This window comes from Streptomyces sp. UG1, assembly GCF_049974585.1.
Classification (GTDB): Bacteria; Actinomycetota; Actinomycetes; order Streptomycetales; family Streptomycetaceae; genus Streptomyces.
Window position 1 is genome coordinate 106,162 of record NZ_JBNGGG010000039.1, and the last position, 14,106, is coordinate 120,267.

11 protein-coding genes and 2 pseudogenes are annotated in these 14,106 nt (G+C 74.1%); 2 read left to right on the forward strand and 11 right to left on the reverse strand.

Annotated elements, in window-relative coordinates:
- Positions 1–74: 74 nt before the first annotated feature.
- Positions 75–695 carry a M15 family metallopeptidase gene (locus ACP4J3_RS36735; RefSeq protein ID WP_426540653.1) on the forward strand — a complete coding sequence of 207 codons (621 nt, stop codon included), beginning with the start codon at positions 75–77 and terminating at the stop codon, positions 693–695.
- Positions 696–718: 23 nt separating this feature from the next.
- Positions 719–1,798: an endonuclease/exonuclease/phosphatase family protein gene (locus tag ACP4J3_RS36740; RefSeq protein WP_426540667.1), complete on the forward strand. Its 1,080-nt coding sequence runs from the start codon at positions 719–721 to the stop codon at positions 1,796–1,798.
- Between the two features lie 23 nt (positions 1,799–1,821).
- Here the strand turns inward: ACP4J3_RS36740 and ACP4J3_RS36745 are convergent, their stop codons facing one another.
- The 11 genes and pseudogenes from ACP4J3_RS36745 to ACP4J3_RS36795 all read right to left on the reverse strand — a co-directional run.
- Complete coding sequence (locus ACP4J3_RS36745) at positions 1,822–4,893, reverse strand: AAA family ATPase (RefSeq protein WP_426540654.1); 3,072 nt, start codon at positions 4,891–4,893, stop codon at positions 1,822–1,824.
- Positions 4,890–6,053, reverse strand: a complete 1,164-nt coding sequence (locus ACP4J3_RS36750) for an exonuclease SbcCD subunit D (protein WP_426540655.1) — start codon at positions 6,051–6,053, stop codon at positions 4,890–4,892. Before ACP4J3_RS36750 ends, ACP4J3_RS36745 begins: the two co-directional genes overlap by 4 nt.
- 53 nt (positions 6,054–6,106) lie before the next feature.
- Positions 6,107–6,847, reverse strand: a pseudogene (locus ACP4J3_RS36755) (VOC family protein).
- 24 nt (positions 6,848–6,871) lie between these two features.
- Positions 6,872–8,020 carry an FUSC family protein gene (locus tag ACP4J3_RS36760; protein ID WP_426540656.1) on the reverse strand — a complete coding sequence of 383 codons (1,149 nt, stop codon included), beginning with the start codon at positions 8,018–8,020 and terminating at the stop codon, positions 6,872–6,874.
- 60 nt (positions 8,021–8,080) lie between these two features.
- Positions 8,081–8,707: a YigZ family protein gene (locus tag ACP4J3_RS36765; RefSeq protein ID WP_426540657.1), complete on the reverse strand. Its 627-nt coding sequence runs from the start codon at positions 8,705–8,707 to the stop codon at positions 8,081–8,083.
- A 43-nt stretch (positions 8,708–8,750) separates the two neighbouring features.
- Positions 8,751–9,293, reverse strand: a complete 543-nt coding sequence (locus ACP4J3_RS36770; RefSeq protein ID WP_426540658.1) for a SixA phosphatase family protein — start codon at positions 9,291–9,293, stop codon at positions 8,751–8,753.
- Positions 9,290–10,048: a hypothetical protein gene (locus ACP4J3_RS36775; RefSeq protein WP_426540659.1), complete on the reverse strand. Its 759-nt coding sequence runs from the start codon at positions 10,046–10,048 to the stop codon at positions 9,290–9,292. The genes ACP4J3_RS36770 and ACP4J3_RS36775 overlap by 4 nt, the downstream gene beginning before the upstream one ends.
- 223 nt (positions 10,049–10,271) lie before the next feature.
- Positions 10,272–11,645, reverse strand: coding sequence for a D-inositol-3-phosphate glycosyltransferase (gene mshA, locus ACP4J3_RS36780; RefSeq protein ID WP_426540660.1), 1,374 nt, complete (start codon positions 11,643–11,645; stop codon positions 10,272–10,274).
- The gene (fdhD, locus tag ACP4J3_RS36785; protein WP_426540661.1) at positions 11,642–12,502 is read right to left on the reverse strand and encodes a formate dehydrogenase accessory sulfurtransferase FdhD; all 861 of its coding nucleotides are present in this window, start codon (positions 12,500–12,502) and stop codon (positions 11,642–11,644) included. Before fdhD ends, mshA begins: the two co-directional genes overlap by 4 nt.
- Before the next feature lie 18 nt (positions 12,503–12,520).
- Positions 12,521–13,903, reverse strand: a complete 1,383-nt coding sequence (locus ACP4J3_RS36790) for an L-serine ammonia-lyase (protein WP_426540662.1) — start codon at positions 13,901–13,903, stop codon at positions 12,521–12,523.
- Between the two features lie 68 nt (positions 13,904–13,971).
- Positions 13,972–14,106 (reverse strand): annotated as a pseudogene (locus ACP4J3_RS36795) (serine hydroxymethyltransferase); the annotation flags it as partial.

Below are 14,106 nucleotides of genomic sequence, written 5' to 3' on the forward strand. Positions count from 1 at the left end.
CGAGTCGGCGCATATCGTCGGCGTATCGAAAATCGCATACGCGCCGGCAACACCACGCTGCCTTGACTGGCGGCATGTCTCGAATTCACCGGCTCCTTGGCGTCGGCCTGGTCGTCGTCACGGCAGCGATCGTCTCAGTCCTCGCCCATCAGCTACTGAAAGCCTCGTCCGCCCCGCCCTTATCGGCCGCGCCGACCTTGAATTCTCTTCATCGAGAGCCCCGAGAGCCCCGTGTCGCGCCCGGAGAGGCCGACGGAGTCGTCCCCGACGGCGTGACGGTCTTCGATGACGAGATGCCCGCCGTGGCCAACCTCGATCCAGATCTGCTCAAGGCTCTCCGCCGGGCCGCGGAGGATGCCGCGGACGACGAAGTCGAGTTCTACGTCAACAGCGGCTGGCGTTCCCCGGAGTACCAGAACCAGCTTCTGCGCGAGGCGGTCGCTGAGTACGGGTCCGAGGAAGAGGCAGCCCGATGGGTGGCCACCGCGCAGACGTCCCCTCACGTCTCGGGCGACGCGGTCGACCTCGGGCGCTCCGACGCGACCGCATGGCTGTCCGAGCACGGCGCCGAGTACGGGCTGTGCCGGATCTACCGCAACGAACCCTGGCACTACGAGCTGCGCCCCGAAGCGATCGGGCACGGCTGCCCGCGTATGTATGCCGACCCCACCCAGGACCCGAGGATGCAGCAGTGAGCGACAGTGATCGAGGACGGACGATGGTGCAGGTCGGCCCGGCGGAGCAGACCGGCCGGGAGGGCGTCGGCCCCCGGGACACGGGCGCCGTGTCCCGGCGCGCGGGCATCCGCCGGGCGATCCGCGTCGGCTCGCGGCCGGGGCCGTGGAAGCGCGGCCTGGCGCTCGCGGCGCCGGCACTGCTGCTCGGCCTGCTCCTGCTGTTGCACGGGCGGATCACGAACCGCGGGGGCCTCGGCAGTCTGGTGGAGACCTTCCTGCCGTGGTTCGGCGTGTTCATCCCGGTGCTGCTGGCCGCGGCCCTGTGGCGCCGCTCCGCCTCCGCGGTGGTCGCGCTGCTGCTGCCGGCCGTGGTGTGGCTGAGCCTCTTCGGCGGGCTGCTCGGCGACAAGTCCCGCCCCGGCGGCGACCTCACCGTCGCCACCCACAACGTCGGCGCCGAGAACCCCGACCCGGTCGGCACCGCCCGCGACCTGGCCGCCTCCGGTGCGGACGTGCTGGCCCTGGTGGAGCTGGCCTCGCAGGCCCGGGGCACGTACGAGAGGGAGCTGGCGAAGGCGTACCCGTACCACACGGTGCAGGGCACGGTCGGGCTGTGGAGCAAGCTGCCGCTGTCGGACACCCGGCCGGTGGACATCAACACGGACTACGGGCCGCTGGCGCACACCAGGCCGGCCGACGTCAAGCTGGCCTACGCCCGGGCGCTGCGCACCACGGTGGCCACGGACCAGGGTCCGCTGGCGGTGTACGTGGCCCACCTGGGGTCCGTACGCCTGTTTCCCAGGGGCGGCTTCTGGACGGACAGCCGGGACCGCGGTGCGGAACCGCTCGCCGAGGCCGTCGCCGCCGAGAAGAACAAGCGGGTCGTGCTGCTCGGCGACCTGAACGGCACCATGGACGACCGCGCGTTCGCCGGCATCACCGCACAGATGCGCTCGGCCCAGGAGGTGGCCGGGGACGGCTTCGGCTTCACCTGGCCGGCGAAGTTCCCGGTGGCGCGGATCGACCAGATCCTGGTCCGCGGCGTGGAGCCGAAGAGCTCATGGGTGCTGCCGGCCACCGGCAGCGATCACCTGCCGGTGGCGGCCGGGATCAGCTGGTGATCGCACCCGGCAGGTCGGAACGTCTACGCCCCTCCCCCGTCCCGCTGCCGCAGCACCGACCCCGACCGGCCCTTCACGACCTCCAACTGGGCGTGGATCCGCCGCCGCAGGTCGGCGACATGGCTGACGATCCCGACACTGCGGTCCCGCTCCCGCAGTGAGTCGAGGACGTCGAGGACCTCATCCAGTGTCTGGTCGTCGAGGCTGCCGAAGCCCTCGTCGATGAAGAGGGTGTCGAGGCGGACGCCGCCGGCCTCGTCGGTGACGACGTCGGCGAGGCCGAGGGCCAGGGCGAGGGAGGCGAAGAAGGTCTCACCGCCCGAGAGGGTCGCCGTGTCCCGCTCCCGGCCGGTCCAGGCGTCGACCACGTGCAGTCCGAGGCCGCTGCGGCCGCGGCCGGTGCGGTCGTCGGAGTGGACGAGGGTGTAGCGGCCGGAGGACATGCGCTGCAGCCGTACGGTCGCGGCGGCGGCGACCTGTTCCAGGCGGGCCGCCAGGACGTACGACTCCAGGCGCATCTTGCGTTCGTTGTCCGCCGAGGTGCCCGCGGCGAGGCCGGCGAGGCGGGCCACGCGGTCGTACTCCGTGCGCAGCGGGGCGAGTTGGCGCACCGCGGTGGCCACGCGCGCGGACAGGCGGTCGAGTTCGGTGCAGCGGCGGGCGGCGGCATCGCGCGCGGAGGCGGCGTCGCGGGCCCGCTGGGCCGCCGTGGACGCGGTCCGCTCCGCGGCCGTGAGGTCGGCCGGCGGCTGCTCGGCGGCCGCCGCGGTGTCGGCCTCGGCGAGGACGGCGCGTACGGCGGCCTCCTCGGACTGCCAGGCGTCCAGGCGCCGTTGCAGATCGCGGTGGGCGGCGTCGTCGAGGAGCGCGGCCGCCGCGGCCTGCGGGGTGTCGAAGCCGGCGCGGAAGGCGGCGTCGGCGAGGCGGGCGTCGGCGTCCTTGAGCCGCTGGGCGGTGTCCTCGGCGGCGCGCGCGGTGTCGGCGGCGTCGGTGAGCAGCGCGACCCGGCGCTCCAACTGCGCGGCCCGCGCGGCCACGCTGTCGGCGGTGCCCCGGGCCTGCGCCAACTCGGTTTCCAGGGCGGCCATCTCGCGGTCCAACCGCTCCCGGTGCCCCACCCGGGCGGCGGCCCGGACCTCCGCCTGCTGGTGGGCGGTGGTGCGCTGCTCGTGTTCGGCCTCGGCACGTCGCAGCTCTTCGTGGGCGGAGTGCAGCGCGGTGGCGTCCCCGCGGGCCTGCGCGTACCGCCGCTCCAGTTCCCCGGCCGCCTCGGCGAGTCGACTTGTCGGCATGTCGCCGGCCTCGGCGGTGGCCGCGGCGAGGGCTTCCCTGGCGACACCCAGGCGCCGTTCGGCCTCGGTGTGCCGTTCCTCCGCCTGCTGGTAGGCGGCCAGTGCCCGCTCCTCCGCCGCCCGGTCGACGTGGCCGGCGTCCTTGCGGGCGGGTGCGGGGTGGTCGACGGCGCCGCAGACGGCGCAGGGTTCGTCGTCCTTGAGCTGCGCGGCCAGTTCGGCGGCGATGCCGTTCAGGCGCTGTTCCCTGATGTCCAGCCAGTGTGCCTTGGCCCGCAGCGCCCGGTCCTGGGCCTCGGACGCCTGCTGGGCGGCGGAGTCGGTGTCGCCGGCGAGTTGGTCGCGCATCCGTGCGGCGGCCAGCCGCTGCCGGGCGGGCTCGCGCTGTACGGCGAGCTGGTCGGCACGGTTCGCGGCGTCCTGCGCGGACTCGATGCGGGTCTGGAGCCCCGCCCGGGTCTCCTCCCATCCGGCCAGCCAGGCCTGCGCCTCCAGCCGGACCTCGTCGTCCGCGCGCTCCTGGCGGTCCAGCTCCTCGCGCTCCGCGACGAGTTCGGCCAGCCGCCGCTCCCCGCGGCGGGCCGACTCGAGCCCGCCCAGCTCCTCGGCGACGCGACGCGCGGCGGCGGCGAGCCCGGCGGCACCGGATTCGGTGAGCGGGCCGTGCGGCTGCGGCTCGATGCCGAGGGCGCCATCGGTCCCCTGACCCTGCGCCGCTCCCCCGCCCAGGGCACCCCGCAGCACCGCACGCGCACGTGCCTCCGCCGTGGCCGCACGACGGTGCTCGGCCTCGGCGGCCTCGCGCAGCTCCAGCGCCGGTGCCACCGCCTCGGCCTTGCGCCCCCGCTCCATGCGTGCCTGCGCGTCCCGGTGGGCGTCGGCCCGCTCCTGAAGCAGCCGGGCCCGCTCCCGCGCCTCGGCGAACCTGCGTTGCAGCCGGGCCACTTCGCGTACGTCGGTCAGTGCGCGCTCGGCGCCGGCCTGCGCGGACTCGGCGGCAAGGAGGCGGCAGTGGGCGATGGTCAACTGCTCGCGGGCGGTGCTGCGGGCGATGGCCGCGGCGCCCAGGATGGCGTCGGCCAGGCCCGGCTCGCCCGGTGCGAGGTCGGGCAACGGCATGGCGTCGCCCGCCGCCTGCTGCATGCGGTGCGCGTCGGCCAGCAGGGCGGCGTCACCGCCTTGCACCTGGGACTCGGCCGCCCGGCGCCGCTCGGCGAGGCGCTTTTCGACCTCGGCGAAGCGGTGGGTGTCGAAGAGGCGGCCGAGCAGCTTGCCGCGGGCCTCGGCGTCGGCGCGCAGGAAGCGGGCGAAGTCGCCCTGGGGCAACAGCACGACCTGGCAGAACTGCTCGCGGCTCATGCCGAGGAGCTGGGTGATCTCCTCGCCGATCTCCTGGTGCGAGCGGCTGAGGTCCTTCCAGGTCCGGGCCTGCGCGTCGTATTCGCGCAGCCAGGTCTGGGCCTTGTCGAGGGTCGTGCCCGAGCCGCGCTTCTTCGGGCGCTCCCAGGGCGGCTGCCGGGTGACCTCCAACCGGCGCCCGGCGACGGTCAGTTCGAGGCGGACTGACGTGCGCGTGCCGGTCGCGGCGTGGTCGCTGCGCAGGGCCATGCCCTGGCCGCCCTGCCGGGCGCCCGGTACGGAGCCGTAGAGCGCGTAGCACACGGCGTCCAGGACGGACGTCTTGCCGGCGCCGGTCGGCCCGTGCAGCAGGAACAGGCCGGCCAGGGACAGCGCGTCGAAGTCGACGCTCTGCGTCCCGCCGAACGGCCCGAACGCCGTCACGTCGAGGCGGTGCAGCCTCACCGCGCCACCTCCCGCACGGCCTCGTCCGCCCGCACCGCGTCGAAGGCGTCCCGCAGCACGCCCCGCTCGTGCTCGTCGGGCCCGGCCCCGCGCACATGCGCCACGAAGTCCTGGGCGATCTCCTGGTCGCTGCGGCCCGCGAGCCGCTGGGCATACGACACGCCGGGATCGTCCGGCGCGCGCTCGGGGTCGAAGACGAGGCTGAGGGTGTGCGGGAAGCGCTCGGCGAGGCGGGCCATGGGGTCCGCGGGGCGCATCGGGTCCGTGAGCGTCGCCTCGATCCACGCCTCCTCGTGCCGTGCGAGCCCCGGGTCGGCGAGCAGTTCCTCCAGCGTTCCGCGGATCCGGGCCAGGGCGCGCGGCGCCGGGCAGTCGACCCGCTCGGCCGTGACCGCGCCCTCGGCGTCCAGGTCGACGAGCCACATGCTCTTGCGGTGGTCGGCCTCCGAGAAGGAGTACGCCAGGGGCGAACCCGAGTAGCGGACGCGCTCGGTGATGGTCTGGCAGCCGTGCAGATGGCCCAGCGCCGCGTAGTCGACGCCGTCGAAGACCCCGGCGGGCACCGCGGCCACCCCGCCGACGGTGATGTCCCGCTCGCTGTCGCTGGCCTCGCCGCCGGTGACGAAGGCGTGCGCGAGGACGACGGACCGGGTGCCGGGCGCCCGGGTGGCGAGGTCGGCGCGCACCCGCTCCATGGCCGCGGCCAGCACGGCCTCGTGGCCGGGCCTGTCGACCCCGAACTCGTCCTTGACCAGGGCGGGTTCGAGATAGGGCAGGCCGTAGAAGGCCACGTCGCCGAAGTCGTCCCGGAGCACGACCGGTGTGCCGCACGCCGAGGGCTCGGTCCGCAGATGGATGCCGGCACGGCCGATCAGGCCCGCGCCGACGCCGAGCCGGCGCGCGGAGTCATGGTTGCCGGAGATCATCACCGTCGGCACACCGAGGTCGGCGAGCCGGTGCAGGGCGTCGTCGAACAGCTCGACCGCGGCGAGCGGCGGCACCGCCCGGTCGTACACGTCCCCCGACACGACCACGGCGTCCACGTCGCGTTCCCGCACGGTCGTGATGAGGTGGCCGACGAACTCGGCCTGGGCTCCGAGCATGTTCACCCGGTGGAACGCCCGGCCGAGATGCCAGTCGGAAGTGTGCAGAAATTTCATGAAACCGCTCTGGGCTCGCCGTCAACACGGGCCACGCTAACGCATGTCCCGCGTCAGGACGGCGCGAGGACGCAGAACTCGTGACCCTCCGGGTCCGCCAGGCACGTCCACGGGACGTCGCCCTAGCCGATGTCGAGGTCGGTGGCGCCGAGGGCGCGCAACCGGGCCACCTCCGCCGCCTTGTCGTCACCGGGATACGGCAGCAGGTCGAGATGGACGCGGTCCGGCACGGTCTTCGCGTCGGGCGTACGGAGGAACTCGAGGTACGGGCCGACCTCCTTGGCGGAGCGCAGCACGGCGTGATCGTCGGTCACCTCGTGCAGGGTCCAGTCCAACGCCTCGTCCCAGAACCGGGCCATGGCCCGCGGATCCGCGCAGTCGACCACGACCGCGGCGATCGGCCCGGTGTCCCGGTAGACCTCGCGGGGCTCCAGCACGCAGAACTCGTTGCCCTCGGGGTCGGCCAGGACCGTCCACGGCACCGTGCCCTGGCCCACGTCGGCGGGCCTCGCGCCGAGGGTCTTCAGGCGCTCGACCAGCTCCGCCTGATGGGCCGCGGAGGTGGTGGCGAGATCGAGGTGCACACGGTTCTTCGTCGCCGTCCTGGGTTCCGGGACGGGAACGACGTCGATGCCGACGGCGACCGGGTCCGGCCAGACGAGGCCGCCGCCCGGTCCGACGTAGGTGGTCACGCCGGGGCTGTAGGCACTCCAGCCGAGCGCCGCCGCCCAGAACCGGCCGACCGCCGTGTGGTCGAGAGCCTTGATGTTCACCATCACGGGTCGCAGTGCCATGCCGGCGATCCTACGCATCCGCTCTCAGCGCGTGACCAACTGCTCGGCCAGGCGCCGTGCCTGGGTGAGCAAGGTGCCGTGGGCCGCCAGCGCGTCGGGGTCGTCGTCGGGCAGTCCGCCGGGCAGCTTGTGTCGCAGGGTGTTCAGGGTGTGGACCATGTCGTCGACCGCCTCGCGCAGTTCCCGGTCCGCGTGGCCGTCGTGGCCGCCCGGGGCGAACCGGCTGTGGGGGTAGAGCCGGATCGCGCGGGCGCTATTGCGCAGGAACCGCGCGTACGACTCGGCGACCGCCGGGGCGGGTCGTGGTTCCGGCCGGTCGCCGTCGCTGGCCTCCAGTACCGCGCGGGTGACGCCCGTGGTGTGGACGGCCACGTAGTCGAGAACGGTGACCGCCGCGTCGTAGTCCTGGCCCGGAGGGGAGAGGGCATGGCGACGGCGCAGCGGATTGACGCGCAGGCTCTCCCGGCTCCAGCTCGCCGCGGAGCGGGCCTGCTCCACGAGGCGGAACAGCCGCAGCGCCCGCTCGTGCAGATCCTCGGCGGCCCGGGCGTCCCAGGCGTCGGCGGTCAGCCGGTCGGCCACCGCGTCCAGGATCCGCTGGGCCTCCCGGGCCGCGTCCTCGAGGGCGACGCGGGTGCCGCGCAGATACACCGGGGGCCGAATCAGCGCGTTGACCGCGATGCCCACCAGCGCGCCGAACACCGCCTCCGCGAGGCGGATCGCCGACCCGGCGACGGTGACCGGAGCGGTGGTGAGGACGAACAAGGCGCCCGTCGCCGCGTAGACGCCCTGGCTGCCGAGCCGCCGCCAGTTGCCCAGCAGCACCACGAGCGGCAGGACCAGGCCCATCGCCGCCATCGCGGAGTCGAGGGTCAGGGCGACGGCCGTGGCCACGGCCGTCCCCGTGGCGATGGCCGCCAACTGCTGCAACCCGTGCGCGATCGACCGGAACACCGTCGACTCCACGAGCACGACCGCCACCCACGGCGCGACGAACGCCGACGGCGTCCTCAGCCACCAGCCGGCCACCGCCCAGGCCACACACGCCGCCAGAGCCGCCTTGCCGGCCTGCGCCACAACGTCCCGCTCGGGGCCCGGCCGTGCCCATGCCCGCCGGACCGGTTCGCCGGCGGCGCCGACGCGGCGACGGGCGCGCAGCACCGTTTCACTCATCCCCTGCATCAGATGCCAGGTGCCACACACGCCCGGATGAATGCGCCCGGGCCGACGGGGTCAGGCGTCGCCGTAGGCCTCTCCCCGGAGTTCGAACCCCGCCGTCCCCGCCGTCACGTCCGCGAGCCATGCCCGGAACGCCTCCACGTCTGCGTCCGGCAGGCCGATCTCGATGGTGACCGCCTCGGCGTACCGCACGTCCCGCACCTCGCGCCCGGTCGACCGCAGGTCGTTCTGCACCTTGCCGGCGCGCTGGTGGTCGACGGTGACCGTGGCCAGCCGGAAGCGGCGCCGGGTGATGGTGCCGAGCGTGTCCAGGGCCTCGCCCACGGCGCCGCCGTAGGCCCGGATCAGCCCGCCCGCGCCGAGCTTGACGCCGCCGTAGTAGCGGGTGACGACGGCGACGACGTACCGCATGTCGCGGCGCAGCAGCATCTGGAGCATGGGGACGCCGGCCGTGCCGCCCGGTTCGCCGTCGTCGCTGGCCTTCTGGATCCCGGCGTCGGCGCCGATGACGTAGGCCCAGCAGTTGTGGGTGGCGTCCGTGTGCTCCTTGCGGACGGCCGCGAGGAAGTCCTGGGCCTCCTGCTCGGTGGCCGCCGGGGCGAGCGCGCAGATGAAGCGCGAGCGGTTGACCTCGGTCTCGTGCACGCCCGCGCGGGCGACGGTGCGGTACTCGTCCTGCATCGGGCCAGCCTATGCGGACCGGCCGGGCGTGCCCGCCGGTCGCTCACTTCTTCTTGCCGCGGGCCACCATCACCCCTGTCAGCAGCGCCGTGCCGGGGGCGAGGGCCCGCCAGGTGGTGCCGTGCCAGGCCAGTACGGCGATCGCCGAGGTGGGGAACTTGGTGCGGACCTCGTCCAGCGCGTCGTCGAGAGCGTCCCCGGCGAGGTCGAGGACGAGTTCCTCCAGGCCGGGGTTGTGCCCGATCAGCAGGAGCGTGCCGACCTCGGGTGGCGTCTCGTGCACGACCTCCAGCAGGTCGGGTACGTCGGCGGCGTACAGGCGCGGATCGTGCCGTACCGGAGGCGGTGTGCCCCACTGGGCGGAGGCCAGTACCCAGGTCTGGCGGGTGCGTACGGCAGTGGAGCACACGGCGAGGTCCGGCAGGCAGTCGGCGTCGGCGATCAGCCGGCCGGCGACCGGGGCGTCCCTTCGGCCGCGCGGGGCGAGCGGGCGTTCGTGGTCGGCGACGCCGTCGGGCCAGGCCGACTTGGCGTGCCGCAGGACGACCAGGCGGCGCAGCGGGCCCGCTGAGAAGTGTGCGGTCACGTCGGGGCTCCCAGGTCGTGGGTGAGGTCGAGGCCGAGCAGGCGGTCGGCGTAGGCGTAGGTCTCGAAGCGGGCGCCGTCCGGCAGGTCCGGCGCGGTCTCCACCCAGCGCAGCACTCCCAGCACCCCGGGCACGTCGAGGTCGTCCTCCCAGGCGGTGCGCAGCTCCGCTCGCACCTCGTCGGGGATGGGCCGCGACGGCCGCCGTGCCCAGGCGGCGACGGCCCGGCGCCAGCGGACGAGGGTGTCGTGGGCGTCGGCGAGCGCGGCCGCGTCGAGTGGTACGGGCACGCTTCTGCGCCGGGAGAGCAGCGCGAGGCGCAGGGCGGCCGGGTCGGCCTCCTCGGGGGGCGCCTCGGAGTGCACGGGCGCGACGGCGACCCGCACCCCGTCGGGTCGGCCGCCTTCCTCGCGTACGACGTGGAGGACCTGCGCCTCGCCCAGTCCCGACGCGGCGTCCCGGCCGTCCTCGAAGGGCCGGATGCCCAGCGCCGCGGCGCCGGCCCGCAGCTCGGCCTGCTGTCGTTCCTCGTCGAGCAGCGCCCAGACGGGTGTCCCGCCGAGTTCCAGGGCGCGGACGAGGAGGTCGGCGGTCAGCAGGACCCGCAGGGCGGTGACGTCGAAGCCCTCGGTATGCGCCTCGATGCGGGTCAGGCCCCGGCGGGCGGGCGCGGCGTCGACGGGTTCGCCGGTTCGGGCGTCGATGATGCGCAACACGGAGCGAGCGTAGGCGGACGAGCGGTCCCGCGCAGCCATCCGGCCCGTATTCCGGACATCGTGGCGCCCGTCGCGGCTGCCGGGAGTGTGCTGGTCACCCATGGTTGTACGGCCCACCCATGCACGTGACGCGTCTGTCGTACCCGGGCATCGCCACCCCCTGCCGTGCGGACTGCCCGCACGGTACTGCGCCCCGGCCCGCCCGGACAGGAGTTCGGACCGGGGATGGGGGCTGGGGGCCAGGGGGTGCTGTGAAAGGCCCCTAGCGCAGTTGCCCCTCGCGAGCACCGCGGGTCCGGCCGAGCAGGGCCGCCGTGTACACGTCCGCCATCGCCTCGGCGGCCGTGGCCCAGCCGAAGGTGCGGGCGTGGCGGAGCGCGGCCTCGCTCATGCGGGCGGAGCGGGCCGGGTCGGCGGCGAAGGGGTACAGCGCCCGCGCGTAGTCCGCCGGATCGTGCCCGGGTACGAGGATGCCGCTGACCCCGTCCCGTACGGCCACCGGCAGGCCACCGACCTCGGCGGCGATCACCGGGGTGCCGCAGGCCTGCGCCTCGACGGCCACCAGGCCGAAGGACTCGCTGTGGGACGGCATGACGAGTACGGACGCCGCCCGGTACCAGTCGGCGAGCCGGTCCTGGCCGACCGGCGGCCGGAACCGCACGACGTCCGAGATGCCGAGGAGGGCCGCCAGCTTCTGCAGTCCCTCCGGCCTGGCCAGGCCGCTGCCGCTGGGCCCGCCCACGACCGGGACCACGACCCGCTCCCGCAGCCACGGCCGGTCCGCCAGCAGCCGGGCCACCGCGCGCAGCAGGACGTCCGGTGCCTTCAACGGCTGTATGCGGCCCACGAACAGGGGGATCAGCGCGTCCTGCGGGAGGCCGAGTCGGGACCGTGCCGCGGCCCGTCCGGCGGTGACACCCCGGGCGTCGGGGCGGAAGCGCTCCAGGTCGACACCGGGGTGGACGACGGCGACCCGGCCGGGGTCGGCGCGGTAGTGGCGCAGCAGTTCGCCGGCTTCCTTCTCCGTGTTGGCTATCAACCGGTCGGCGGCCCGTACGACTTGGCTCTCGCCGAGCACTCGGGCGGCGGGCTCGGGGGTGTCGCCGTCGGCCAGGTTGGCGTTCTTGACCTTGGCCATGGTGTGCATGGCGTGGACGAGCGGGACGCCCCAGCGCTCGGCGGTGAGCCGGCCGACGTGGCCGGAGAGCCAGTAGTGGGAGTGGACCAGGTCGTAGTGGCCGGGGCGATGGCCGGCCCAGGCCCGTGTCACGCCGTGGGTGAAGGCGCAGAGCTGGGCCGGCAGATCCTCCTTGGCCAGGCCTTCGTACGGGCCGGCGGCCACGTGCCGCACCAGAACGCCGGGCGCGAGCTCGACGCTGGGCGGGAGCGCGGCGGAGGTGGCCCGGGTGAAGATCTCGACCTCGATGTCGAGGGCGGCGAGCCGTTTGGCGAGCTCGACGATGTAGACGTTCATGCCGCCCGCGTCGCCGGTACCGGGCTGGTGCAGCGGTGAGGTGTGCACGCTGAGCATCGCGACGCGGCGGGGGCGGCGGCGGGCGGCGGGTGGCGGCAGCCGGGGCGGGTCGAGGAGGGTGCCGCCGTGGACCTCCTCGAGCCGGGTCGGGTACCGGCTCACCTCGCCGGTCCTGTGGCCATGACCCCGGCGCGCAGGGTGATGCGCTGCTCGCCCGCGTACACGTTCATGGAGCCGCCGCGCAGGAAGCCGACGAGCGTGAGCCCGGTCTCCGCCGCCAGGTCCACGGCGAGGGAGGACGGCGCCGAGACCGCCGCCAGCAGCGGGATGCCCGCCATGACCGCCTTCTGCGCCAACTCGAAGGACGCCCGCCCGGACACGAGCAGGATGGTCCGGGACAGCGGCAGTCGGCCGTCGCGCAGCGCGCGGCCGATCAGCTTGTCGACGGCGTTGTGCCGGCCGACGTCCTCGCGCAGGTCCAGCAGCTCGCCCTCGGGTGAGAACAGCCCGGCGGCATGCAGGCCACCGGTGCGGTCGAACACCCGCTGTGCGGAGCGGAGTCGGTCGGGCAGGGCGGCCAGCAGATCCGGAGTCACCCGGACCGGGGGCGTGTCGGCGATCGGCCACCGTGCGGTGGTCCGTACGGCGTCCAGGCTCGCCTTCCCGCACAGGCCGCACGACGACGTCGTGTACACGTTCCGCTCGAGCGTGATGTCGGGCAGCGGTACGCCGGGGGCGAGTTGCACGTCGACGACGTTGTACGTGTTCGAGCCGTCCTGCGTCGCGCCCGCGCAGTACACGATGTTCGCCACGTCCTCGGCCCGGCCCACGACGCCCTCGCTCACCAGGAATCCGGCGGCGAGCGCGAAGTCGTCCCCCGGCGTGCGCATGGTGATCGCCAGCGGCTTGCCGCCGAGCCGGATCTCCAGGGGCTCCTCCGCGACCAGGGTGTCCGGGCGGGTGCTCACCGCGCCGTCCCGGATCCGCAGCACGCGCCGGCGCTCGGTGACTCGTCCCATGCCGTGTCGCTTCCCTGCTCAGCACTCGATGACGTTGACGGCGAGGCCGCCGCGGGCGGTCTCCTTGTACTTGACCTTCATGTCGGCGCCGGTCTCCTTCATGGTCTTGATGACCTTGTCGAGGGAGACGTGGTGCCGGCCGTCGCCGCGCATCGCCATCCGGGCCGCCGTGACCGCCTTGACCGCGGCCATGCCGTTGCGTTCGATGCAGGGGATCTGGACGAGGCCGCCGACCGGGTCGCAGGTCAGGCCGAGGTTGTGCTCCATGCCGATCTCGGCGGCGTTCTCGACCTGTTCGGGGCTGCCGCCGAGCACCTCGGCCAGCGCGCCCGCCGCCATCGAGCAGGCCGAGCCGACCTCGCCCTGGCAGCCGACCTCGGCGCCGGAGATCGAGGCGTTCTCCTTGAAGAGCATGCCGATGGCGCCGGCGGCCAACAGGAAGCGGACCACCCCATCCTCGTCCGCGCCCGGCACGAAGTTGATGTAGTAGTGCAGGACCGCGGGGATGATGCCGGCCGCGCCGTTCGTGGGGGCGGTCACCACCCGGCCGCCCGCCGCGTTCTCCTCGTTCACGGCCATCGCGTAGAGCGTGATCCACTCCATGGCGAGCGCCTTCGGGTCGCCCTCGGAACGCAGCTTGCGGGCCGCCGCCGCGGCCCGGCGACGGACCTTCAGACCGCCGGGCAGGATGCCCTCGCCGCCCAGCCCCCGGGCGACACAGGCCGCCATGACCCGCCAGATCTCCAGCAGGCCCGCGCGGATCTCCTCCTCGGTGCGCCAGGCCTTCTCGTTCTCCAGCATCAGCGAGGAGATCGACAGGCCGGTCTCCTTCGTCAGGCGCAGCAGTTCGTCGCCGGTGCTGAAGGGATGGGCGAGCACCGTGTCGTCGGGCTTGATCCGGTCCGCGCCGACCGCGTCCTCGTCGACCACGAATCCGCCGCCCACGGAGTAGTACGTCTTCTCCAGCAGCGGCACCCCGTCGGCGTCGTACGCGAAGAGGATCATGCCGTTGGCGTGGTACGGCAGCGACCGCCTGCGGTGCAGGACCAACTGGGTCGAGGCGTCGAAGTCGATCTCGTGGGCCGGGCCGATCTCGGCGCCGAGGAGGCGGATGCGCCCGGTGCTGCGGATCCGCTCGACGTCCAGGTCGGCCTGGGCGACGTCGACCGTGTGCGGCTCATTGCCCTCCAGGCCGAGCAGCACCGCCTTGGGGGTGCCGTGGCCGTGGCCGGTGGCGCCGAGGGAGCCGAAGAGCTCCGCCCGGACGGCGGCGGTCTGGGCGAGCACGCCGTCCTGCTTCAGCCGGGCGACGAACATCACGGCGGCGCGCATCGGGCCGACGGTGTGCGAACTGGAGGGGCCGATGCCTATGGAGAACAGGTCGAAGACGCTGATTGCCACGCCATACTCCGTGGGTTGGGAGGGGCGTCCCGAACGGTCGCGGGCACGCCCCTGCGGGAGGGTGTCGGTCACAGGCCGGGGTACAGCGGGTGCTTGTCGGCCAGGGCCTTGACCCGGGCCTTCAGGGCCTGCGCGTCGTACGACGGCTTCAGCGTCTCGGCGATGACGTCGGCGACCTCGGCGAAGTCCTCGGCCGTGAAGCC

Bases quoted from the DNA above. Each gene is read 5' to 3' on its own strand.
- ACP4J3_RS36735 (WP_426540653.1), top strand. From the start codon at position 75: ATGTCTCGAATTCACCGGCTCCTTGGCGTCGGCCTGGTCGTCGTCACG.
- ACP4J3_RS36740 (WP_426540667.1), top strand. From the start codon at position 719: ATGGTGCAGGTCGGCCCGGCGGAGCAGACCGGCCGGGAGGGCGTCGGC.
- ACP4J3_RS36750 (WP_426540655.1), bottom strand. From the start codon at position 6,053: ATGAAATTTCTGCACACTTCCGACTGGCATCTCGGCCGGGCGTTCCAC.
- ACP4J3_RS36760 (WP_426540656.1), bottom strand. From the start codon at position 8,020: ATGAGTGAAACGGTGCTGCGCGCCCGTCGCCGCGTCGGCGCCGCCGGC.
- ACP4J3_RS36765 (WP_426540657.1), bottom strand. From the start codon at position 8,707: ATGCAGGACGAGTACCGCACCGTCGCCCGCGCGGGCGTGCACGAGACC.
- ACP4J3_RS36775 (WP_426540659.1), bottom strand. From the start codon at position 10,048: ATGGCTGCGCGGGACCGCTCGTCCGCCTACGCTCGCTCCGTGTTGCGC.
- fdhD (WP_426540661.1), bottom strand. From the start codon at position 12,502: ATGGGACGAGTCACCGAGCGCCGGCGCGTGCTGCGGATCCGGGACGGC.